We start from the raw sequence: 22,853 nt of genomic DNA, 5'->3' as shown, positions 1-22,853 counted from the left end.
GAATGCGAATCGTCAGCTATGAACCGCTTTGGAGGGGTTGTAACAGCCCCCTCCAAAGCACTCAAATCACTCTTTGTTACAAAATGTTACGGCCAATACCCGGAGTATTTCTGGTGCTTTTTTGAGCACATTAACGGGCTAGTTCGCCTGGCGCCGGAGAAATGCCGGTATTTCCAACGGATCTTCTTCTATTGATTGTATTTCTACAACCGGTTGCACGGATAGTGGGGCGGTTTCGAACGTTGGCTCTTTGCCTCTGGATTCTCCAGCGGGCTTTTCGGCACCCGGCCTGGCGGGCCGCTGTGGCTCCGCCTCGACATTCGCCAGATTTGCTTCCGGCATTTCCCGCCGCGCTTTGCCGCTTCCGGTCATCCGCTCGAACAGTGAAGGCCCGCGTTTCTTGCCGCTACCTCCGGCGTTTTCCACGTCGGACACAGCGAAAGGATCCGCCGCCTTTTTAAGCCCGGCTGAGGCTGTATCGCCCGGCGTTACGGCTGGCCGTGGGATGAACCCGAAACGACCGGTATCCGGCTTCGCCATCGGCGCGGATGGGGTCGTCGTCGCCGTCTCCACGATCTCCGGCTGAGAGGTGGGGTCGGATTCGTCCAAGTCGGGCGCAACCACGTCTGGCTGATTTTTCCGCATGACAACACCGGCCCGTATGCCGCCAGCCGAAGAGGCTATCACCATCTTGCGCTGTGGCGGTGAGTTTTCGACCACCACCGGCTCAGAGACTTCTACCGGTGCGTCCGGCTCTACTTCCGTCTCGGTATTTTCGAAGCTCTGCTCGACGCTGTTGAGCGCAATGCTGAGACCCTCACCCGTGACATCGGTTTCGCTGGTGATTGCATCACCGGCGATTGCGGCTAGAGCGTCTTGTTCAGACGCTTCGGTCTCTTCGACCGTGGCCGTCGGCGCACCATAGTCGGCGGTACCGACGGCACCCGCAGAAGGACGGTCGCCGCCCTTGCGTTGACTAAATCCGAGGACATGCACCTTGTCTGAGGGCTCTGGCACCGGTTGGCGCGCCAAATCCGCTTCGATCCCGGTGGCGATGACGGCAACCCGCATATGCCCTTCCAGTTCGTTCGACAGGGACGTGCCGAAGATGATGTTGGCATCGTCGTCCACTTCCTGGCAGATGCGTGAGGCAGCTTCGTCGACTTCCATCAAGGTGACGTCGGACCCGCCAGTAATGTTGATGAGGACGCCGCGTGCGCCCTGGATGGAGGCATTGTCCAGGAGCGGATTGTTGATCGCCGCCTCTGCCGCCTCGATCGCCCGGTTATCGCCTTCGGCTTCGCCAGTGCCCATCATCGCTTTGCCCATTTCGCCCATCACGGTGCGAATATCGGCAAAATCGAGATTGATCAGTCCGGGGCTTACCATCAGATCGGTGACGCCACGCACGCCGGCATGGAGCACTTCATCGGCCAAGTTGAAAGCTGCCGCGAACGTGGTCTGCTCGTTGGCCACCCGGAACAGGTTTTGATTGGGAATGACGATCAGCGTATCGACATATTGCTGCAATTCCTGCAGCCCCGCTTCCGCCAGGCGCATGCGCTGAATGCCTTCGAACTGGAACGGTTTGGTAACTACACCAACGGTCAGGATGCCGCGCTCGCGCGCGGCGCGGGCGATGACCGGTGCGGCACCCGTACCGGTGCCGCCGCCCATGCCGGCGGCGATGAACACCATATTGTTGGCTTCGAGATATTGCAGAATATCGTCGAGCGCCTCTTCAGCGGCGACACGTCCAATATCGGGCCGTGCGCCGGCGCCCAGGCCATGTGTGACCGTGACGCCAAGCTGAATGCGTTGCTCTGCAAGAGATTGCTGAAGCGATTGCGCATCGGTATTCGCGACAACGAATTCCACGCCTTCCAATCCGCCGTTGATCATATTGTTAACCGCGTTACCGCCAGCGCCGCCGACGCCGATTACGGTAATGCGGGGTTTGGTCTCTTCCCATTGCTGCGGTGCAAAATCGATGCTCATGTCGCCCTCCAGAACAACTCGTTGATTCTCGTCAATCCCTTACGTCTCTTGGTTTCAACCCGGTGCGCCAGGGATATGGGCGCCAGGCCGGTTATCTTCTAGAAATTCGCTCGTAGCCATTGGCCGATGCGCCCCAGCGCGCTCTCGGCGGGTTGTGGAGATGGGTGTTCCCGCGTTTGCCGACGAATCTGGGAATCGTCATGACGTTCCGCGGCGTAAATCAGAAGTCCGGCGCAAGTCGCGCAATTGGGTCCGGCGACGGCTTCGGCCAGCCCCTGCATCGGAAGCGGCCGTGCGAGACGGACCTGCTTTTCTAAAATCTGCGAAGCGAGCTCACCGACACCCTGCAATTGACTGGCGCCGCCAGTCAGCACGATGCGGCGCGCCGACGCGCTGGCGGCACCCGATGAATCAAGAAAGTCGCGTACCAGCTCGAATGTTTCCTCCAGGCGTGGGCGCACGATGCCAGTCAACAGGGAGCGCGGAATTTGCCGCGCCGAGTGCAGTTCCGGCTCACCCAATTGCGGCACTTCGATCATCTCACGATTGTCCGCTGGCCCGCCGATGGCGCTGGCGTACAGCCGCTTCATATGTTCGGCGTTGGCGAGCGGCGTGGTGAGGCCGAGTGCGATATCGTTGGTGACATGGGCGCCGCCCAGCGGCACCGTCGCCGTCCAGTTAAACTCTCCACCGGAAAAGGATGCCAACCCGGTGCCGCCGCAGCCCATATCGATAATCGTGACGCCGAGATCCTTTTCGTCTTCGACCAGACACGCGAGGCCTGAGGCATAGGCCGAGATCACCGGCGCCTCGAGGTCTAAATCGCAGCGCGACAAACAACTTAAAAGATTGCGGAAGGCGCCATGCGCGACGCTGACCATATGCAATTGCACGCGCAGCTGGTTGCCATACATCCCTTTCGGGTTTCGGATGCCGCGGCTGCCATCGAGATCGTAGGCCGTCGAGACCGCATGGACGATTTCACGACCCTCGATGGCGCCGTCGGTGCGGGCGGCGTCGAAAGCGGCTTGAATATCGGTATTGCCGATTTGCCGCCCGGAAACATCAAGAGATATATCGGCATAAGTGGATCGCGGCGCGCCACCTGAGACACTAATAAAAAGTTCGCGAACGCGCGTGTCGGCCATCACCTCGGCGCGGTGAACGGCGGTGCCGATGGATTTCACAGCCGCCGCCATATCGGTGACCGTGCCGGCCTTCAGTCCCTCGGCCGTATCCTGACCGATGCCGACAATGGCGAGCTCTCCCTGGCCGTTCCGCTCCGCGATGAAGCAGGTCACCTTGGAGGTGCCAACATCAAGTGCCGCAATCACGATATCAGTTTCCTTCTAATTTGGTCATGTCGAACTGCCGTCGATTGTCTCTTCAGGCCGCTTGCCGAGGACGACTCGGTCGGGCAAGCGGAGATCGATGGAGACGATGCGTTCTTCTTGCGTGTCGTAGGTGCCGAGCAGACGTACCAATCTTTGCCACGCTTGGGCCGCGCCGGATTCGGGAAGGTGCACGGTCAGTCCGCTTTCGAAATGTAAATCCCAGCGCCGCGACCCGACCCGCACAGCGGAGACCAGGCCGCGCAATATGGTGGGCGCGCTGCTCATGGTGTCGAACAAGGCCGGCGCGTGATGTGGTGCGCCGCTGCCGACGATCAGCGGTAGATGGCCGAATCTTGGGACATCTTCGGAATTGATGATGCTGCCCTTGCGATCGACTATTTGAAGGCGTTGCTCGTGCTGCCACAGCGCGAAAGCCTGCCGCTCGACGATCTGGATGCGGATGGTGTCGGGCAGGCGGCGCTCGATGGTGGCGCTTTCGACCCAATCAAGGGCAAGGAGGCGGGTGCGCGCGCGCTCGGGCGCAAAGGCGAGAATCGGATCGCCGCGCTTGATTTCGAGTGCGGCCAATATCACTGCCGGATCAGCTTCGCGGTGGCCGGTGCTGTAGACATTCTCGACCGTCATGCCGATACCGGCGGTGGTGCTCATGAACGCGTGCCGAACACTGGCGCCGAGCTCTGCCGCATTGCCAGGCTGAACCAGCCACCAACTTGCCGTGGAGAGGACGGCGACACCGGCTGCCAACACGCCAAGTAGGCGCGCGCGGCGGCGCAATAGCCTGAGCCAACTAGTGCGTATCCGAGGGCGCCCGCCCGGCCGGCTGGCGGCGCCGGCACGCTGTGGCGCCAGACGATCATTGAAACTCAGTTGTCGCATGAAGCGTTCTCCACCATCCAGGCAACCAAATCAGAGAAAGTCATGCCGGAGTCGGCGGCAATTTCAGGCACCAATGAGAGCGGCGTCATGCCTGGCTGGGTATTGATTTCGAGCAGGTAGAATGTGCCCGGTTCGCCGGCCTCATCGTCATACCGCAAATCCGCCCGGCTGACGCCGCGGCAGCCTAAAGTGCGGTGCGCGCAAAGTGCGATATCGAGCGCCTCGGTATAAGAGTTGGGATGGATCGGCGCCGGCATGAAATGCTCGGCCTTTCCTTGCGTGTATTTGGTCTGATAATCGTAGAAGCGGCCGCGCGGTCGGATTTCGATGGCGCCAAGCGCGCGTTCGCCCATCACGGCAACCTGGATTTCGCGGCCGGGAATGTATTTTTCTACAAGCACATCATCGCCGAACGGCCAGGGTTCGTCCTCGAGGCGTCGATGGTTGTCGCCATTCAAGACGATATAGACGCCGACACTGGAGCCTTCGTTGAGCGGCTTGATCACATAGGGCGGCGCCAGCCCTTCGCCCGCCATCACCGCCTTGAAGTTCATCACCCGGCCTTCCGGGCAGGTCAGCCCGGCATCGGCAAATAGCTTCTTTGCGACGGGCTTGTTCATTGCCAAGGCCGAAGCCAGCACACCCGAATGGGTGTAAGGGATGCCGAGAACTTCCAGCAAGCCCTGGACGCAGCCATCCTCGCCGAGGCGGCCATGCAAGGCATTGAACGCGACATCTGGTTTGCATTCTAAAATTTTGGCTGGCAGCGTGCGGTCGGCATCGATCGTCGTGACCCGGTAGCCGAGCTCGATCAGGGCGTGCTCGACGGCGCTGCCCGATACCAGCGAGACTTCGCGTTCGACCGAGGGGCCGCCCATGATTACCGCGATATGCTGGCTCATGACGCGCCACCGTCGCGCCCGTCGGCCACGGCAGTTTGGCCAGTTGCGTGGCGGCCGACGCGACGGATTTCCCATTCCAGCGTGATCCCGCTTTGCTGCTTAACTCGGCGGCGGATTTCTTCGCCGAGACCTTCGATGTCGGCAGCGCTGGCGCCGCCGGTGTTAATCAGGAAGTTGCAATGTTTTTCCGACACCATGGCACCGCCACGTTTGAGGCTACGGCAGCCGGCGCGGTCGATAAGCTGCCACGCCTTTTCGCCCGGTGGATTGACGAAGGTGCTGCCGCCGGTGCGGGTGCGAAGTGGTTGGCTGTCTTCGCGGCTGGTTTCGATTTCTGCGATGCGCGCGGCGATTTCCGGCGATGCGCCGCGCTTGCCGCGCATCGTAGCGGAGACAAAAATCAAATCTTCCGGCGCTGCCGAATGGCGGTAGGAATAGTCCAAATCGCTGAGTGTCAGGTGCTGGCGAGTACCGCCGGCATCGAGGGCGTCGGCCGCCACGATCACATCCGCCATCTCCTGACCATAAGCGCCGGCATTCATCCGCAGCGCACCCCCGATGGTTCCTGGGACGCCGACCAGGAATTCGAGACCGGCAATGCCTGAATCGCGGCAAAATCGCGCCACACTGATATCGATGGCGCCGGCGCCGACATGCACCAACGCACTGTCCTGGCGCCACTCGACGCGGCACTCGCGGAAGGCGCTGCCGAGACGGATCACAACACCGGGAATGCCGCCGTCGCGCACCAAGATGTTGGAGCCGGAGCCAAACAGGGTCACCGGAATATCGCTCGGCTTGGCGGTGAGAAAGCGTGCCAAATCCTCGACGTCCGCTGGGCGGAACAATATTTCCGCCGGGCCGCCGACACGGAACCAGGTCACCGGCGCAAGCGCAGCATTTTCTATGTAGTCGCCGGCGACTCTGGGCAGGCGTTGGAGAAGACTATGATGTGCGGCTGCCATCATGGCGCTCCCCCGCCTGTGCGATGGGCATGGGCGGGCCGCACAGCCGCTTTGCGCCAGGCGGTAAGTTCCTCGGGCAGGGCATTCGCCCAATTGGTAACGGTACCGGCGCCGAGGAAAACCACAAGGTCACCGGGCGCCGCCAGCGTGCCGATAATACCGGCCAACTGCTCGGGCGCCTCGAGTGCCGTGACCTGGCGATGGCCGCGCGTGCGCAGACCGTCGACCAGGCTGTCGCGGTCATAACCTTCTATCGGCGCTTCCCCGGCGGCATGAACCGGCGCCACGATCACCGCGTCGGCATCGTTGAAGCATGAGCAAAAATCTTCGAATAGATCGCGGAGGCGGGTATAGCGATGGGGCTGCACCACCGCGATGATCCGCCCGGCATAGGCATCGCGCGCCGATTTGAGCACGGCCGAAATCTCCACCGGATGGTGGCCGTAATCGTCGATGATGGTGATGCCGTCAATGACGCCGGTCTTGGTGAAGCGTCGCTTGACGCCTTCGAACCCGCTGAGCGCGGCGCGAATGGTTTGCTCCGGAAGCTTCATCTCGCGGGCGATGGCGATGGCGGCCAGCGCATTTTGCACATTGTGCGCGCCCAGCATCGGCAGGCGTAGATTTTCGAGCGTGTGGCGGGCGCCACTTTGGCGATCCGAGATGTCGACATCAAACACCGAGCCGAGCGCGTCCGAGCGCACGTCAAATGCGCGAATCTCGGCCTGTGGGCTCATGCCGTACGTGATAATGCGGCGGTCCGAAACGCGCCCGACCAGCGCCTGCACTTCCGGGTGGTCCAGACAGAGAGCGGCAAAACCATAGAACGGAAGATTCTCCAGAAAGGTGCGATAAGCGTCGCGTACGGCGTCGAAATCGCCATAAAATTCCATATGTTCGGGGTCGATATTGGTCACCACGGCGACGGTGGCGGGCAATTTGACAAAGCTGCCATCGGACTCATCGGCCTCGACGACCATCCAATCACCGGCGCCAAGCCGCGCGTTGGTGCCGTAGGCATTGATGATTCCGCCATTGATCACCGTCGGGTCGAGACCAGCGCTATCGAGCACCGCAGCGACCATCGATGTGGTCGTGGTCTTGCCATGCGTTCCGGCAACCGCAACGGACCATTTGAGGCGCATCAGTTCGGCTAGCATTTCGGCGCGACGCACCACCGGAATGAAACGTTGCCGCGCTGCCGTCGCCTCGACATTCTCCTGTTTGACGGCGGAGGAAATCACCACCACTTGGGCGTTCCCTAGGGCCACTGGGTCATGGCCAATTGTAACGTTGACGCCGAGCGCCCGGAGGCGGCGAACATTGGCGTTCTCCGACAGATCGCTGCCCTGCACGGTGTAGCCGAGATTGTGCATCACCTCAGCAATGCCACTCATGCCGATGCCGCCAATGCCGACGAAATGAATGGTGCCGATGGAGAGGGGCAGCGCCTTCATGCAGCTTTCCTCCCGATCGTCCGATGCGGATTGCCATTGGCCGCAATCAGACTTTCGACAAGGTCAGCCAGCGCCTGGCCGGCGGCCGGCCGGCCGATGCTGAGCGCGGCACGGGCGGCCTGTGTCAGGGCTTCCGGAGAGGCAAGAAATCCATTTAAACATTCTGCCAAGCGTCCGGCAGTCGCCTCCGATTCGGCTAACAGAATGGCGCCGCCGGCTGATTCGAGCGCGCGCGCATTGGCGCTTTGATGGTCGTCGGTGGCGTACGGGAACGGCACGAGAATGGCCGGCCTGCCCGCCGCCGCGAGTTCGGCTACTGTTGAAGCACCGGCGCGGCAGATGACCAAATGGGCGCTTTGCAGGCGGGCCGGCAAATCATCGAAGAATGCCGCGCACTCAGCTTGGATTCCGTCCGCAGCATGGCGCGCGTTCACGCGTTGCACATCCTCAGGACGGCACTGCTGGATGATGTTGAGACGCGCGCGGATTTGCGGCGGCAGTAAGGCAAGGGCGGCTGGTACCAGCTCGGCAAACACGCGGGCACCCTGACTGCCACCGATGATGAGAAGGCGAAGCGGGCCGTCCCGATCCGGAATCGGATATGCGCCGGTAGCCAGTTGGGCGATGGCGTGACGGACCGGGTTGCCGGTCATCGTAACTTTGACCCGGTTGACGTTAGCAATGCCGCTGGTTTGCTCGAAAGAAGTTGCGATGCGCAGCACGCGCGATGCCAGCAGCCTATTGGCCCGCCCGAGCACGGCGTTCTGCTCGTGAATGGCGGTTGCCACATGGATACGGCCGGCGGCAATCATGGTTGGCACCGAGGGATAGCCGCCGAAGCCAATGACGGCGACGGGCTGGAGGCGGCGCAGCAGACGGGTCGCCTCGCGCACACCCAACAGTAGTTTGACGATGCCGAGGCCGCGCGCGATCAGACCGCGCGCAAGCGGCGTGCCGGCGGAAATATGATGGCTTTCGATATCCGCCAAGGCGCCGCCAAAACCGACGCCGCGACGGTCGGTGATGAGAACCAGGCGGCGGCCGCGCGCTTTAAGTTCCAGGGCGACGGCTTGCGCCGGGAACACATGCCCGCCGGTGCCGCCGGCAGCCAGCACGATCGGTGCTTGGGGCGCGGGCATGCTCATGCCGACGAAACCTTGTCGCGATAGCCGCTCCGGGTAAGCGCCAGCACCATGCCCATACCGAGAGCGCTGGCGATTAGAGAAGAGCCGCCATAGCTGACAAAGGGCAGTGTCATCCCCTTGGCCGGCAGCAATTGCACGGTGACGCCCATGTTGATGAGCGCCTGCAGGCCAAACTGGGTGAGCAATCCGGCAACCGCCAGCAAGACAAACAAATCGACCTCGCGCACCACCCGGGTGAGACCGCGCAAGACGATGAAGGAGAACAGGCCGACGATGGCCAGCGCCGCGAGCACGCCGAATTCCTCGGCCGCGACGGCAAATATGAAATCGGTGTGGGCGTCCGGCAGATATCCTTTGACGACGCCTTCGCCGGGGCCCTTGCCCAACAGGCCGCCCTGCTGGAAGGCTTTGAGAGAGGTCGTCACCTGATAGGAATCGCCTGACAGGGGATCGATGAAAAGATCGATGCGTTTGGCTACATGGGGGAAGATGCTGTACGCCGCCGTCACCAGTCCGAGCGTTAACGCCAGTGACAACCCGACCCACCACAGCGACAAACCGGCGAGGAAAAATTGCACGAACCAGACGGCGATCACGGTGACGGTCATGCCGAAATCGGGTTGCAGCAGCAACAGCGCGACGATGATCAGCAGCAGCACGCTGGCAATGGCGCGTCCCGGGAAATTTTCCGACTGGCGATATTCGGCGAACATCCAGGCGGCGACAACGGCAAAGCAGGGTTTCACGAATTCGGACGGCTGAAACTTGAAGCCGCCGAGCGAGAGCCAGCGACTGGCGCCCTTGATCTCGATCCCGGAAAAATTGGTCGCCGCGACGAGGATGACGCCGGCGCCCAAAACCACAACCGCCATGCGCCGCACGCCGCGCGGCGACAACATGGAAACCGCCAACAGGATCAGCAGCGCCGGGACCATGAACGCGAATTGATGACGGACGAAATAGAACGGCTCCAATCCGATGCGCGCGGCGGCGCCGGGGCTGGCCGCGACCGTTAGAATGGCGCCGACCGCAAACAACAGCGTGAGGACCAATAACGCCCAGCGATCCAGGGTCCACCACCAACGGCCCAGAATCGAAGCATCGGTGCGCGAAAAGCTGGTCATCCGGCACAGACCCGCAGCGCCTGTTCGGACTGGCGCTGTTCCAAAATACAGACGCGTTCGCGGAACGCTTCGCCGCGAGCTTCGAAATCGGTGTATTGGTCGAACGACGCACAGGCCGGCGAAAATAGGACAACCGCACCTGGCCGGCCGTCGACGCGGGCCTGTGCTGCCGCCGCATCGAGCGCATTGTCCAGGGTTCCGCACAAACTATAGTCAACGCGCCCGTCGAGTTCGGCGGCCAGGGTTTGTTCGGCCTCACCGATCAAAAAGGCATGCGCGACGCGCTGAAAATGGGGCTGCGCCGCACGCAGCCCATCCGATTTGGCGCGCCCCCCGGCAATCCAGTAAATTGGGTTGAAGCAGGCCAGTGCACGAGCCGCAGCTTCGCCGTTCGTCGCTTTGCTGTCATTGATGAACTGGACGCCGTCGATGGCGGCAATATGTTCCATCCGGTGCGCCAGGCCGGGGAAATTGAGTATCGCGCGGGCGATAGTTTCGGGATCGACGCCAAGGGCGCGCGTGGCGGCATAGGCGGCGGCGGCATTCTGCCAATTGTGCTGGCCGGGCAGAGCTATCGCGGCTTCCAAGTCACAAATTGCGCGTCCGTGATCCTCCAGCAGGCCACCATTGGTCGCGACCCCGTCCAACAACCGCCGGCCGGTGGCCACGGGTATAACGTTAAGGTCATCGCGCAGACACAGCTCTTTATAAATGCGAAGCGTATCCGGCCCGTCGATGCCGACCACCGCAGTTTTCAATCTACCCGGCCGGAAGATATTATTCTTGGCGGCGATGTACGCGTTCATGCTGCCGTGGCGGTCGAGATGATCCGGCGTGATGTTGAGAAGAACAGCGATGTCGAACGACATGGTGGGAGTTAAATCGAGCTGGAAGGACGACATTTCCAGCACGTAAGTTCCTTCCGCCCATAGTGCGTCCAGGCTCAGCGCCGGTGTTCCGAGATTGCCGCCTATCTGAGCGGTTTGACGGGCATGCTCAAGGATGTGGCCGATCAATGCGGTGGTGGTAGATTTGCCGTTGGTGCCGGTGATGCCGACAAATCGACGCTCCGCCATGGCGCGCCATAGAATTTCGACATCGCCGAGAATATCGACGCCCGCAACCCGGGCCGCGACAATCGCCGGATGGTTGAGCGGGATGCCGGGGCTCGGCACCAGCGCGGCGATGCCGCGCCAATCGAAGTCGGGGCCTTTTCGAATCGGGATGCCGGCCCGCGCTGCCGCGGCCACGCGTTCCGGCGAATCGTCCCAGGCGAGGACCTGGTTGCCGCCCGCCATCAGCGCACGAGCCGTCGCCATGCCGCTTCGGGCGAGACCGAGAATCGCGACGCTGCCGTCGAAATGCGATGTGCCTACTATCATCCGGTCACCTCAATTTGAGCGTCGCCAAGCCGGCGAGCGCCAGGATCACGGCGATGATCCAAAAACGGATGACGATGGTGGATTCGGCGTAGCCCTTTTTTTCATAATGGTGATGGAGAGGGGCCATTTGAAACACTCGGTTACCGGTCAGCTTGAACGACGCCACCTGGACGATGACCGAAATGGTCTCCAGCACGAACAAACCGCCGACGATTACCAGAACCAATTCATGCTTGGTCATGACCGCCACCGCGCCGAGCGCGGCGCCCAAGGAGAGAGAGCCGGTATCGCCCATGAAGACCATGGCGGGTGGGGCGTTGAACCACAGAAATCCGAGCCCGGCGCCGACCATCGCGGCGCAAAACACCGCTAGCTCGCCGACTCCGGCAACATAATGAACTTGCAGATATCCGCTGAAGACAGAGTTGCCGACCACATAGCAGATCAACGCAAAGCTGATCGCAGCAATCATGATTGGCACGATCGCCAAGCCGTCTAACCCGTCGGTAAGATTTACCGAATTGGACGCGCCGACCATGACCAAGGCGGCGAACGGCAGGAAGAACCAACCGAGATCGACGAGCACGGTCTTCACAAAAGGGAGCGCCAGGCCGTGCGACAGCGAATCGTCAGAGATCGAAGTGATCCAGATGCCGGCCGCCACGGCGAGAGCGATTTCGACGACAAACTTTATTTTGGTCGGGAACCCCCGGCTTGAGCGGTTGCGCACCTTGATAAAATCATCGACGAAACCGACCGCACCGAAGCCGACGGTGACAAAGAGGATAACCCAAACATAGGAATTGGTGAGATCGGCCCAGAGCAAAGTGCCGGAAAGAACACCGAGAAGAATGAGAAAGCCACCCATTGTGGGCGTACCTTGTTTGGTCTTGAGATGGGATTCCGGTCCGTCCTCGCGGATTGGCTGGCCGCCGCCCTGACGGGCGCGGAGAGTCCGAATCAACATCGGACCGACCAGAAAACTCACCAATATCGCGGTGACGATCGCGGCGCCGGCGCGAAACGTCAGATACTGAAATACATTGAAGATGCCAACAGAATCGGAAAGCGGGAACAGGAGATTATAGAGCATCGGTTTTCCTATCCAGCTATCCGCGCCGCGCCGGGCGCCGTTGCGGGGGCTGCTTCCGCGGCATGTTTTAAGGCATCGATCAGAGCCCGCATCTTGACGCCGAGCGAGCCTTTGATGAGCACCACATCGCCCGGCCGAGGCGCTGCGCAGAGTGCGGGCAGCAAATCGGATGAGGTCTCTGCCTGGCCTGCCTGCATGCTATTGGGCAAGGCGGCATAGAGATGGGACATGAGCCGGCCAACGGTAAAGACGAGGTCGACGCCAGCTTCTTGCAACACCGGCGCCAGAGCGACATGGGCTTCGACCGCGTTTGCACCGAGTTCGAGCATGTCGCCGAGCACGACGATCCGGCGTGCGCCTGGAGCGGGCGGGATGTTCTTTAAGCTGCGGATGGCCGCGCCAACGGCGACCGGGCTGGCGTTATAAGATTCATCGATCAGTTCATATTCGCCGCCCGGCACGGCGAGGCGATGACGCGCACCCCGGCCAGCCGTCGGCTGATGCAGGACAAGGGCGGCGGCTGCCTCAATTAGCGGCGCGCCGGCGGCAACAGAGGTCGCCAAGGCCGCCACACTATTGAGTGCCCAATGTTCGCCGCTCAAGGCCAGGCGATAGGAACAGCGCACGCCGCAGATTTTCGCCTCAACCTGCCCACCTTCGCGGTCAGGCGTCCAAGCGAGCAAGCGCGCCTCGGAATCGCCGCCGCAGCCGAAGGCGATGATGCGCGCCGCGCCCGCTGCGCGTGCCCGAGCCGCGAGAAAATCAAAATATCTGTTATCGCGGTTGAGCACCGCTACTGCGCCGGGCTCAAGGCCGGCAAAAATTTCCGCCTTGGCCTCTGCCACGGCATCGACATGATCGAAAAATTCGGTATGGACCGCCTCAACATTGGTGATCAGCACGACATGCGGGCGCGCGAGGCGGGAGAGCGGGGCGATTTCCCCCGGCTGGTTCATGCCGAGCTCGAAAACGCCGAACGCGGCTTCCGCCGGTAAGCGCGCCAGGCTCAACGGCGCGCCGATGTAATTGTTTAGATTGCCGGCGCTGAGAGACACGCTGCCCGCCACCGCGAGGGCGCGGCTGATTAGGTCTTTACTGCCGGTTTTACCGACGCTGCCTGTGACGGCGACAATACGTGCCGTACTCCGCGCGCGCGCGGCCCTGGCCAGGGCGGTCAGTCCCTCGAGGCTGTCGGGCACGATCAACAGCGGCGCTTGGGCGTTGGCGAAATCCGCCGCGCGCTCCACCATCGCCGCTGCGGCGCGGGCATCGAGTGCCTGGCGTACATGGTCGTGGCCGTCATGATTGGGCCCCTTGAGGGCGACGAACAAATCGCCCGGCACGAGGGTGCGGCTATCGATGGAAACGCCGTCGGCGCGCCAATCGCCAATCAATTCGCCGCCGGTGGCCTGGGCGGCTTGCGCTGCGCTCCACAGGGGCGCCGCCACTTTTTCCGCAGTCGTCATGACGATATCCGCGAGGGCGCGGGTGACTGAGCCATTGCGGCGCGGCGCGCCACCTCGGCGTCATCGAATGGGATCATTCGCCCGGCGGTGCTCTGGCCCTGCTCATGCCCTTTGCCGGCAATTAACAGCAGGTCATTGTCACGCAACTCGGCAATCGCTGCAGCAATCGCCTCGCCGCGTCCGGCAATTTCGACGGCGTCAGGGCAGGTGGCGATGATGTCTCGGCGAATCGCCGCCGGGTCCTCGTGGCGCGGATTGTCGTCGCTCACGAACACCCGGTCCGCCAGCCGGGCGGCGATTTCGCCCATTTGCGGGCGCTTGCCGGTATCGCGGTCGCCGCCGCAGCCAAACAACAGAATAAGGCGTCCGCGGATATTGGGCCGCAGCGCCAGAAGCGCCGCTTCCAAGGCATCGGGTGTGTGGGCGTAATCGACATAGATCGGCGCGCCGCCCAGCAGCCGGGCAACCAATTCCAAGCGGCCGCGCACAGTGGTCAACAGCGGCAGACCGGCCGCTACCTCGTCCCCGGTCATGCCGGTAGCGATGGCCAGTCCGGCGGCGGCCATCATGTTCTGCACCTGAAAGGCGCCAGGTAAGGAGATCGACAAATCGTAAGTCTTGCCGAGCAGTTCCAGCTTGATGCGCTGGCCAAAATTCTCATCAGTCCGCGACACCAGGCGGATTTCGCCCGCCATGCCGCCAAAACGTATGATGTCGTGACCGCGGGTGCGGCAGATATCGGCGATATGCTGGTAGTGCGGCGAGTCAGCGTTCAGCACGGCATGACTGCCCGGCGCCATTACGTCGTCAAATAGACGCGCCTTGGCCGCCAAATAGCTTTTCAGGTCGCGATGATAATCGAGATGATCACGCGTAAGGTTGAGGAACGCGGCGGCCGTGAGGCGCACGCCATCCAGGCGGTATTGATCGAGACCGTGACTCGACGCTTCGAGCGCGCAATGCGCCACGCCGGCATCGGCGAGGGCCGCCAGGGTGTGATGCAGCGTTACCGGATCGGGAGTCGTCAATGCCGCCGCCGTGGTCGGGCCGTCGCCCTCAACGCCGAGACTGCCGAGGCTGGCGGCTTTATATCCGCGGCCACGCCATAGTTCGCGGATGAAAGTGGCGGTCGAGGTTTTGCCGTTGGTGCCGGTGATGGCGGTGATCGTGCGGGGTTGGCGGGCAAAAAAGCGAGCCGCCATCTCAGCGAAACGGCGGCGTGGATTGTCGTCCGAAATCAAACATGCGCCGGGTGGCGCCGCGTCGCCGAGATCGGTTCCGGGCGGCGCCAAAATGGCGGCGGCGCCGTTCCGCAGCGCCTCGGGGATAAATTCGGCGCCGCGGGCGCGGCTGCCGTCCAGCGCCGCGAACAGGAAGCCCGGATGGACTTCGCGCGAATCCGAAGTCAGGCCTGTTATCTCCACATCCTTGCCCTCATGCGCCCTGCGGCCTTGCCCCGTTAGTTCAAAAAGACGCAAATCGGCGGCCCTTTCCATCGGCCCGCACCAACAAACGTTCTGTTTCTTCTTCGTCTTCGCCCGACGGCCGGATCGCCATGACGCCCAACATTGGTGCGATCTGTGAAATTATTCGGCCGACCGTCGGCGCAGCATTCCAGCCGGCGGCAGCGTAGCCATGCGTTGCCTTGGTGCCGTGCGGCTCATCCAGCATCACCAGGACCGCGTAGCGCGGCGCATCCATGGGGAAGGCGCCGACGAAGGTGGTGATCAGGGCGTTTTTCTTGTAGCCGCCCGCCACCGCCTTTTCCGCCGTGCCGGTCTTGCCGCCCACCAGATACCCTTCGGCTTCAGCCTGCTTGCCGGTGCCGTCTTCGACCACCATCCGCATCAAAAGGCGCATTGCGTCGGAGGTCTCGCGCGTCACCACGCGTGTGCCGCTGACCTCTCCATTGCGCCGGAGCAAGGTCGGCGGGCGGGTAATGCCGCCGTTCACCAGGGTGGCGAAGCCGCTGATCAAATGAAGCGGAGTTACCGCGATGCCATGGCCGTAGCCGATGGTCATGGTGTTGATTTCACGCCAGTGGCGGGGCGACAAGGGCCTACCGTTTTCGCTCAGCTCAAGCGGCAGTGGCGCGAGCATGCCGAGGCGGCCGAGAAATTCTTTTTGGCGCTCGGCGCCGACATCTCGGGCCATCTGCGCGGCGCCGATATTCGACGAATGGACGAAGATTTCCGGAATATCGAGCCAGCGGTTTTGCGGGTGATCGTCGCGGATCACAAAGCGCGCCACGCGGAGTGGCTTGGTGGCGTCATAGCGGTCACTGAGATTGACTACGCCATAGTCGAGCGCCATGGCGGTGGTAAACGCCTTGAAGGTCGAGCCCAGTTCGTAGACACCAAGAGTCGCGCGGTTGAAGCGCTGATTTGGGCCACTGGAATTTAGATCATAGGGGTTGAAGTCGGGCAGGCTCGAGAGCGCCAGGATTTCACCGCTGTGCACATCAAGCACAATGCCGGCACCGCCTTTGGCACCAAATTCTGCCATTGCGGCCGCTAATTCGGCATTGACGATATGTTGAACGCGGCTGTCTAGCGACGTGACTAGGGCGCCACTATGACTTGCCGCCAGGTTCTTCAGATCGGCGTCGCGGGCGGCTTCCAACCCGGCCAGGCCGCTATTGTCGACACCTGCGAAACCGAGGCTATGGACGAACAACGAGCCATGCGGATAAACGCGCCGTTCCTCGCGCTTGAAGCCGAAGCCAGGCAGGCCAAGACGGTTAACGGCATAATATTGTTCGGGCGTGAGATTGCGCTTGATCCAACCGAAATTTCCTTTGGCGCCGGCTTTGCGGAATATCTCTTCGCGCGCCAATTCAGGCAGAACGCTGATGATTTTATCCGCCGCCTCATCGGCATCGGGTACCTGGGTCGGGTTCACATAAAGCGATTGCGAGGGCAGATTGGTTGCCAGAAGGACGCCGTTGCGGTCGACGATGTCGGCGCGCTGAAGCGTCAGCAGGGCGCCATCATGTTGGGCGATCTGTGTGGCGTCGGGCCCGCTGTTGAGAAGCGAAAGCTGAACTAGACGGGCGCCCAATATGACAAAACAAAGCGCGAAGATTGCGCCGGCAACTATCAAGCGGGTGCGCGCCGTTTCGAGCGGCCGGCGCGCATCTTGGGCGCTGAGTTTGTCGATCCCGCTGGCGTCACGCATTTCACCGGCGGCATCGCGCCAAGTGCGGACGGAAAGTTCGCTCATTGTTCAGTACCTTGGAATGCAGGTGCGAGGGTGAAGGAACTCATCTGCGATGGCGTAACCGGCGTCAGTTCCAAATGGCGCCCAGCCAAACGGGCCAATCGCTCGGGGCGGTTCAGAAAACTCCACTCCGCATTCAACACGTGGATTTCCTCCTGTTGCGCGATCGCGGCGCGCTCCAGAGTTTCCAATTCGTTTTCGAGGCTCTGAACTTGATAGCTGACGAGCAGCAGGGCGATCGTCACAATGGCTGGCAAGCCGATCCAAAGAATGAGGGCGGGGCGAATCATAACGCTGCTTTCTCGGGCCAGGCCGGCGCCGGCGTGCGTGCCGCTGCGCGCATTCGTGCGGAGCGCGCCCGCGGGTTGGTGCGGCACTCAAGATCGGTGGGCTTGCGCGCTCGTTTGCTCAGCAAGTTAAAACTGGGTTGCGGCATTTTTGTGGCGTCGCCGATGGATTCAGGAAGATGGCGGCTCGGCCGGGGCAGCGCGCCGGCGCGCTGATTGAGAAATGTCTTAACGCGGCGATCCTCAAGTGAATGGAAAGACACCACAGCCAGACGGCCGCCGGGGCTGAGCATCTGCTCGCTGGCAGCGAGGCCCAAATCGAGCTCACCGAGCTCGTCATTGACGTAGATCCGGAGTGCCTGAAAAGTGCGCGTGGCCGGGTCGATACCGCCGGCGCCGCGGCGCACAACAGAGCGAACGATATCGGCAAGTTGGCTAGTGCGGGTGATCGGCGCCTCGGCGCGCGCCGCCACAATCGCGCGGGCAACGGCCCGGGCGCGGCGCTCCTCGCCATAATCATAAATGAGATCGGCCAGCATCTCCTGCGAGGCGCTATTGATGACTTGTTCCGCGGTCGGCCCGCCGCTGCCCATGCGCATGTCGAGAGCGGCGTCGTAACGGAAGGAAAATCCGCGCGCCGCATCGTCGAGCTGCATGGACGAAACGCCGAGATCGAAGGCGATGCCATCGACTTCGCGAATGCCGTGCGGTGCCAATAATTGTTGCATCTCACCGAAACGGCCCTGAATCAGGGTGAGGCGTCCTGGGTATTGCGCTGCCAGTACCGCGCCTCTGGCGATCGCGGCGGGGTCGCGGTCGATCGCGCAGACCCGACATGCCGCTGCTTCTAGAAGGCCGCGGCTGTAGCCGCCGGCGCCGAGGGTGGAATCGACATAGATCGCACCGTCGCGCGGCGCCAGAGTCTCCAATACTTCGGCCAGCATGACGGGAGTGTGCCCGCTCTCAGGGCTGACGGGCCCCATTCCGGAGCGCCGTGAGGAACCGCGGGCCATCAGCTCACAACCTCCGGAGTGCAGTTCTGCGCCACGCTTTCGAACTCGGCCGAAGCGCCGGCGATGGCCTCGCCGAGGACGGTTTCACCGGCTTGAGGTTGCCAGATCTGGAACGTATCGCCCATACCGATGAAGGCGGCGGTGTCACTGATTCCGGCATGCTCCATGAGGCCGCGCGTCAGGATGACGCGGCCTTCCGGGTCGAAACTCAATCGTTCGACCTGACCAAACAATGCCATTCGGGATTTAGGCATTTTTGGAGCGAAAGGATTGGCGCTTCCAAAATTGGTGCTAAGATTTTCCAGCCAGTCTATGCCTGCGCCGTCGATGGCGGGCAGGCCCTCTGGAGAGGGAAATACAACGATGCCAGGGAAACTCAGTTTGGCGAGCTCATTGCGGAACGACGCAGGAACGGAAACCCGTCCCTTGCGGTCCACCCTGTTGACGACATGGCCGGTAAATAAAGCCAAGTCCGTGCTCCCCAAATAAAACCGTGCCCCACGCGTGTTGCCTAAAAACCCATGGACGGCGTAATTACGACGCCCAACCAAGCATTTGGGACATCATGGTATATCGTGGGAAAGTTTGGGCGTCAAACGCTTTTCAAATAAATATCAAGTCTTTGGCAGCAGGTATTAATGCAAAGCAACCGGATTTTATTGGCGAAAGAACTTATTGAGCGGTCGGTTACCTGCGCCCCAAAACGGAACTTCAAATAACCGAATGTGAATATTGTTCTTATTATGTTCTTTTTTTGGCGTGGAGCATGCAATGACGCTGGTGTTCAGCTTGCTACTGTATATTGTTATGCCAGCGCTGTGAGCCACCATATGTAGAAATATCAAGCAATATTACTCACTTTCTTAGTAACGGCGGGTAAGGGCCTGTTTTGTCGGAGAATAAAGCGCCAGACGGCCTGTAAGCCGGGTTCTGTGCGCCGCAAATGGGTATCCATTTACGGGCGATGACCATTCCTCTGGGACGCTCGTCGCCGAGCGCCTCTAGCGACCGACCCGGGCGGCGACGCGGGAAATCGCCTGCCGATTGCGAACAATCGAGCTTGCCGCCCCTATTTGGTCTTGCTCCCGGAGGGGTTTACCATGCCGCCACCGTTGCCGGCGGCGCGGTGCGCTCTTACCGCACCCTTTCACCCTTACCCGCCGGTATCGCGCAAGCGCGAATGCCGGACAGGCGGTTTGCTTTCTGTGGCACTTTCCCTAGGGTCGCCCCCGCCGGGCGTTACCCGGCTCCGTCTTCCCGTGGAGCCCGGACTTTCCTCGACCCAATCCGCTCAGCGAATTAGGCCGCGGTCATCCGACCGTCTGGCAAAGTTCAGATTATACCGCAAGGTGGCGCCGTCAAGCCGCGCGCCCAGTTCGCTCCAAAAGATGGTGCAGAATCGCTCGGGTAGCGCCATCGGCGACACCATCCACACGGGCTTGGCGGAAATGGCGTTGAAACGCCCGCACAATGGCTTCGCTTTCCTCGCCATAATGTCCATCGACCCAAAGGCCATAGCCGAAGTCGAAGAGATTTTTCTGTAGAGCCCGCACGTCCGGTCCGGAAGCGCCAACGCCGAGTGCCGTTATTTGAGGCTCCGGCTCGCCGGTCGGCTGCGGCCACAGGCCGATGCCATGATGCGCAAGGCGGGCCCAATCAAATAATTCGCCGGGGTCTTGTTTTCTGAGCGGCGCAATATCGGAATGGCCGACCACATTGGCGGCAGGAATTTGATGACGCGAAACAACATCGCCGGCGAGCGCGATCAGGGCGTCCATCTGGCTGCGCGGAAACGGCCGATAGCCGAACTCGTGGCCGGGATTTACCAGCTCAATGCCGATTGACGTGTCGTTCACCAGCTGGCGCCGCTGCCAATTGCTCAACCCGGCATGCCACGCGCGCATTTTCTCCGGCACGAGGCGATAGGTTTGTCCGTCTTCATCGATGCACCAGTGCGTACTGACTTTGGCATCAGGGTCGCGCATGCGGTCAAGCGCGATCGCGGCGCTTTGCATGCCGGTATAATGCAGCACCAATATGTCAATCTGTTCGGCGCCGTCCGGGCGCGCGTCCTGATTTGGGGTTGGCCAGTCTTTATAGGATGGCGCCATAAAAAGCAGTTTAACCTAGCTTTTGCGCCGGCGTGCGCGGGCTGGTTTCAGCTTTGGCGTCGGGTGGTCGGCGAGAGCGGACGATTAGAGTGACCCCGATCAGGGTTACGAAGCCACCGAGCGCCGTCGGCCATGTCATCGGCTCGCCAAGGGCAAAGATTCCCGACACCACGCCGGAAAACGGGACCAATAACATGAAGCCCGTGACCCGCGACACCGGATACCTGGCGAGCAAAAAATACCAGATCCAGTAGGCCAGCACGGTTGAACCCACCACCTGATAGACAAGTGAGCCATGCAGGCGCCAGTCGGCAACCAGAAAACTCTTCAATTGTCCGGTCTCGAAAATGAGCGAGCAAGCCAGCAGTATGATTGCCGAAAACACTGACATCCAAGCGTTCAAAGCCAGAGGCTCGACCGTGGTCAGTTTTTTGGCCTGAATATTGGCGATCGCCCACATGATACAGGAAGCAAACATTAGGCCGATGGCCAAGCCGTTGTCGAAATGTCGGGGCTCGCCGACCAGCATCAGCACGCCGCCGAATGCGATGGCGATGCCGAGAATGCCGACCCAGCCCGGCCGGTCGCCGAGGAAGAGGGCAGCAAGGATCACGGTGAGGGGAACTTGAGATTGCCAGATGATGGAAGCGGTCGAAGCTTCGACACCCATCTCGAGGGCAATATAAAACAGACCGAAATGGCCCGCGCCCATACTGCAGGCGAAAAGCATGACCGCTTTTAACTGACCGCGCGGCAAACGAACGAACCATACCAGCAACAAGGAAACCGCGATAAAGCGAAGGGCCAAGAAAAACAGCGGTTCCATGTGGATAGCCGCATATTTGCTGGTCACGAAACCGAAGCCCCACAGTATCGCCATGGCGATGGCGAGTAGGATATGGAGCGGCGTCATACGGTGTCTGGTCTTGAAGCGCCCGGCAAGGCTCGTCTCATTTCATGCCGCGCAGTTTTTCGACGCGGTCATAGGCGTCATTGATATGCGCAACCTTCTCGTTGGCCACATCGATCATCTCCTGCGGTAGCCCTTCCGCCATCAGGAGGTCGGGATGATTCTGGCGGATGAGCTGGCGATAGGCGCGTTTGATTTCTTCATCGTCGGCGTCACGTTCGACCCCTAGAATTTCATAGGGGTCGGCATCGTCGGAGCCGAGATGACTTGAGAAAATACGATCGAAATCGCGATCATCGAATTGGAATATGCGCGCGACGTTTTTGAGAAAGGCGAGTTCAGCCGCGTGAATTACGCCGTCGGCTTGGGCGATATGAAAGAGCGCCGCCAACAACTCCTCGCGGACCTGGCGATTATGCGGAAATATCTCCATGACCTGTTCAGCATAGGGTTCGAAGCCGGTTGATTCCTCGCGCGCCTCGTTAAAGATTTGGCCGACCTGAGCCATTTCATTGTCGGGTACTCGGAAGATGCGCTTGAACGCCTCTATCTCGTCGCGCGTAACTTGGCCGTCAGCTTTAGCCATCTTGGCGCAAAGTACGATCAGGGCGATGGCAAAGACTTGCCGTTTGGTCTCGATTCCGGAAGTCGCCGATCCCTGCGCAAGGCGGCCACGTGTGCTTGCCCGGTCGACAAAATGACCAGCCGCGACGCCGACCAGCGCGCCGATCGGCCCGCCCAGGGCAAAGCCCGCAGCGCCACCAATAATCTTACCCCAAATGCTCATCGACGATCCCCTCGCTGAGATCGGAGCAACATAGTCCGCCGACCCGATTCGCGCCAGTGTCCAGCCGGGCAGAGCGGCTCAAAAGCCAGAATTGCGAGATATGAAATTCTCTGTTGCAATAAGCGTCGAGCGTTGGAACCATTCGTCGCGGAATGTGAGGGTGCTGGGTCGCATGTCCTTCACACGGGAGCGACCAGCGCCACGAGCCATAGCGCCCCTATGAATTGGCGCCTAACATGGGAGATATCATGAGCGATAAAGCTGGCGAGCCGCGCAGCGTGGCTCTCGTGGGTCCCTATACGAGCGGTAAAACGACACTTCTCGAAAGCATGTTGTTTATTTCCGGCGCTATTACCCGGCGCGGCAGTGTACGCGATGGCAACAGCGTCGGCGACGCATCGCCGGAAGCGCGCGTACGCCAGTCCGGTGTCGAAGTCAACACGGCCACTTTCAATCATGCCGGCACGCAATTGACGGTGCTGGATTGCCCCGGTTCCGTCGAATTTTCCCAAGAAACCTTCAATGCGCTGATGGGGGTCGATCTAGCGGTCGTCGTGTGCGAACCAGATATCGGGCGCATTTGGACCATGGGCCGGCTGTTCAAGTTTCTCGACCAGAACAATATACCTTATCTGGTGTTCGCCAATAAAATCGATGAATCGACAGTTCGGGTGGCGCAACTCATCGAAGCTCTTAGCCCGGATTATTCATGACGGCCACCGGATTTGAGCGGGGCGAGCGGTAGCGGCCGGGTTTCCGACGG

20 protein-coding genes and 1 other RNA gene are annotated in these 22,853 nt (G+C 61.2%); 1 reads left to right on the top strand and 20 read right to left on the bottom strand.

Features of this window, described 5'->3' with window-relative positions; genetic code table 11:
• Positions 1-138: 138 nt before the first annotated feature.
• From ftsZ to O3A94_12915, 20 genes are all read right to left on the bottom strand, one after another.
• Positions 139-1,998: a cell division protein FtsZ gene (gene ftsZ, locus O3A94_13010; protein MDA1357170.1), complete on the bottom strand. Its 1,860-nt coding sequence runs from the start codon at positions 1,996-1,998 to the stop codon at positions 139-141.
• Positions 1,999-2,096: 98 nt separating this feature from the next.
• Complete coding sequence (gene ftsA, locus O3A94_13005) at positions 2,097-3,332, bottom strand: cell division protein FtsA (GenBank protein MDA1357169.1); 1,236 nt, start codon at positions 3,330-3,332, stop codon at positions 2,097-2,099.
• A 24-nt stretch (positions 3,333-3,356) separates the two neighbouring features.
• The gene (locus O3A94_13000) at positions 3,357-4,229 is read right to left on the bottom strand and encodes a cell division protein FtsQ/DivIB (protein MDA1357168.1); all 873 of its coding nucleotides are present in this window, start codon (positions 4,227-4,229) and stop codon (positions 3,357-3,359) included.
• A complete protein-coding gene (locus tag O3A94_12995; protein ID MDA1357167.1) occupies positions 4,217-5,131 on the bottom strand; it encodes a D-alanine--D-alanine ligase in 915 nt (304 codons plus the stop codon). Before O3A94_12995 ends, O3A94_13000 begins: the two co-directional genes overlap by 13 nt.
• Positions 5,128-6,099, bottom strand: coding sequence for a UDP-N-acetylmuramate dehydrogenase (gene murB / locus O3A94_12990; protein ID MDA1357166.1), 972 nt, complete (start codon positions 6,097-6,099; stop codon positions 5,128-5,130). The genes O3A94_12995 and murB overlap by 4 nt, the downstream gene beginning before the upstream one ends.
• Complete coding sequence (murC, locus tag O3A94_12985; protein ID MDA1357165.1) at positions 6,096-7,553, bottom strand: UDP-N-acetylmuramate--L-alanine ligase; 1,458 nt, start codon at positions 7,551-7,553, stop codon at positions 6,096-6,098. Before murC ends, murB begins: the two co-directional genes overlap by 4 nt.
• Positions 7,550-8,698: an undecaprenyldiphospho-muramoylpentapeptide beta-N-acetylglucosaminyltransferase gene (gene murG, locus O3A94_12980; protein MDA1357164.1), complete on the bottom strand. Its 1,149-nt coding sequence runs from the start codon at positions 8,696-8,698 to the stop codon at positions 7,550-7,552. The genes murC and murG overlap by 4 nt, the downstream gene beginning before the upstream one ends.
• Entirely contained in the window at positions 8,695-9,822 is a 1,128-nt protein-coding gene (gene ftsW / locus O3A94_12975; GenBank protein MDA1357163.1) for a putative lipid II flippase FtsW, read from the bottom strand. Before ftsW ends, murG begins: the two co-directional genes overlap by 4 nt.
• Entirely contained in the window at positions 9,819-11,204 is a 1,386-nt protein-coding gene (gene murD, locus O3A94_12970; GenBank protein ID MDA1357162.1) for a UDP-N-acetylmuramoyl-L-alanine--D-glutamate ligase, read from the bottom strand. The genes ftsW and murD overlap by 4 nt, the downstream gene beginning before the upstream one ends.
• 4 nt (positions 11,205-11,208) lie before the next feature.
• Positions 11,209-12,297 (bottom strand): phospho-N-acetylmuramoyl-pentapeptide-transferase, encoded by a 1,089-nt coding sequence (gene mraY, locus O3A94_12965; GenBank protein MDA1357161.1) that lies wholly within the window; start codon positions 12,295-12,297, stop codon positions 11,209-11,211.
• An 8-nt stretch (positions 12,298-12,305) separates the two neighbouring features.
• Positions 12,306-13,763: a UDP-N-acetylmuramoyl-tripeptide--D-alanyl-D-alanine ligase gene (gene murF / locus O3A94_12960; GenBank protein ID MDA1357160.1), complete on the bottom strand. Its 1,458-nt coding sequence runs from the start codon at positions 13,761-13,763 to the stop codon at positions 12,306-12,308.
• Positions 13,760-15,259, bottom strand: coding sequence for a UDP-N-acetylmuramoyl-L-alanyl-D-glutamate--2,6-diaminopimelate ligase (locus tag O3A94_12955; protein MDA1357159.1), 1,500 nt, complete (start codon positions 15,257-15,259; stop codon positions 13,760-13,762). The genes murF and O3A94_12955 overlap by 4 nt, the downstream gene beginning before the upstream one ends.
• The gene (locus O3A94_12950) at positions 15,228-16,985 is read right to left on the bottom strand and encodes a penicillin-binding protein 2 (protein ID MDA1357158.1); all 1,758 of its coding nucleotides are present in this window, start codon (positions 16,983-16,985) and stop codon (positions 15,228-15,230) included. The genes O3A94_12955 and O3A94_12950 overlap by 32 nt, the downstream gene beginning before the upstream one ends.
• Positions 16,982-17,272 carry a hypothetical protein gene (locus tag O3A94_12945; GenBank protein MDA1357157.1) on the bottom strand — a complete coding sequence of 97 codons (291 nt, stop codon included), beginning with the start codon at positions 17,270-17,272 and terminating at the stop codon, positions 16,982-16,984. Before O3A94_12945 ends, O3A94_12950 begins: the two co-directional genes overlap by 4 nt.
• Entirely contained in the window at positions 17,269-18,252 is a 984-nt protein-coding gene (gene rsmH / locus O3A94_12940) for a 16S rRNA (cytosine(1402)-N(4))-methyltransferase RsmH (protein MDA1357156.1), read from the bottom strand. The genes O3A94_12945 and rsmH overlap by 4 nt, the downstream gene beginning before the upstream one ends.
• Positions 18,253-18,281: 29 nt before the next feature.
• The gene (locus O3A94_12935; GenBank protein MDA1357155.1) at positions 18,282-18,752 is read right to left on the bottom strand and encodes a division/cell wall cluster transcriptional repressor MraZ; all 471 of its coding nucleotides are present in this window, start codon (positions 18,750-18,752) and stop codon (positions 18,282-18,284) included.
• 433 nt (positions 18,753-19,185) lie between these two features.
• Positions 19,186-19,608, bottom strand: an RNA gene (rnpB, locus tag O3A94_12930) — RNase P RNA component class A.
• A gap of 32 nt (positions 19,609-19,640) precedes the next feature.
• Positions 19,641-20,393, bottom strand: coding sequence for an N-acetylmuramoyl-L-alanine amidase (locus tag O3A94_12925; GenBank protein ID MDA1357154.1), 753 nt, complete (start codon positions 20,391-20,393; stop codon positions 19,641-19,643).
• Between the two features lie 10 nt (positions 20,394-20,403).
• Entirely contained in the window at positions 20,404-21,306 is a 903-nt protein-coding gene (locus tag O3A94_12920) for an EamA family transporter (GenBank protein ID MDA1357153.1), read from the bottom strand.
• A gap of 37 nt (positions 21,307-21,343) precedes the next feature.
• Positions 21,344-22,090 (bottom strand): TerB family tellurite resistance protein, encoded by a 747-nt coding sequence (locus O3A94_12915; protein MDA1357152.1) that lies wholly within the window; start codon positions 22,088-22,090, stop codon positions 21,344-21,346.
• Positions 22,091-22,338: 248 nt separating this feature from the next.
• Here O3A94_12915 and O3A94_12910 point away from each other — a divergent pair, with 248 nt between their 5' ends.
• On the top strand, positions 22,339-22,803 hold the full coding sequence (locus tag O3A94_12910; GenBank protein ID MDA1357151.1) for a GTP-binding protein: 465 nt from the start codon (positions 22,339-22,341) through the stop codon (positions 22,801-22,803).
• Positions 22,804-22,853: the final 50 nt, after the last annotated feature.

The sequence above is a fragment of the Pseudomonadota bacterium genome, from assembly GCA_027624955.1.
Taxonomy (GTDB): Bacteria; Pseudomonadota; Alphaproteobacteria; order UBA828; family UBA828; genus PTKB01.
This window is presented reverse-complemented; position numbering and strand designations above follow the sequence as displayed.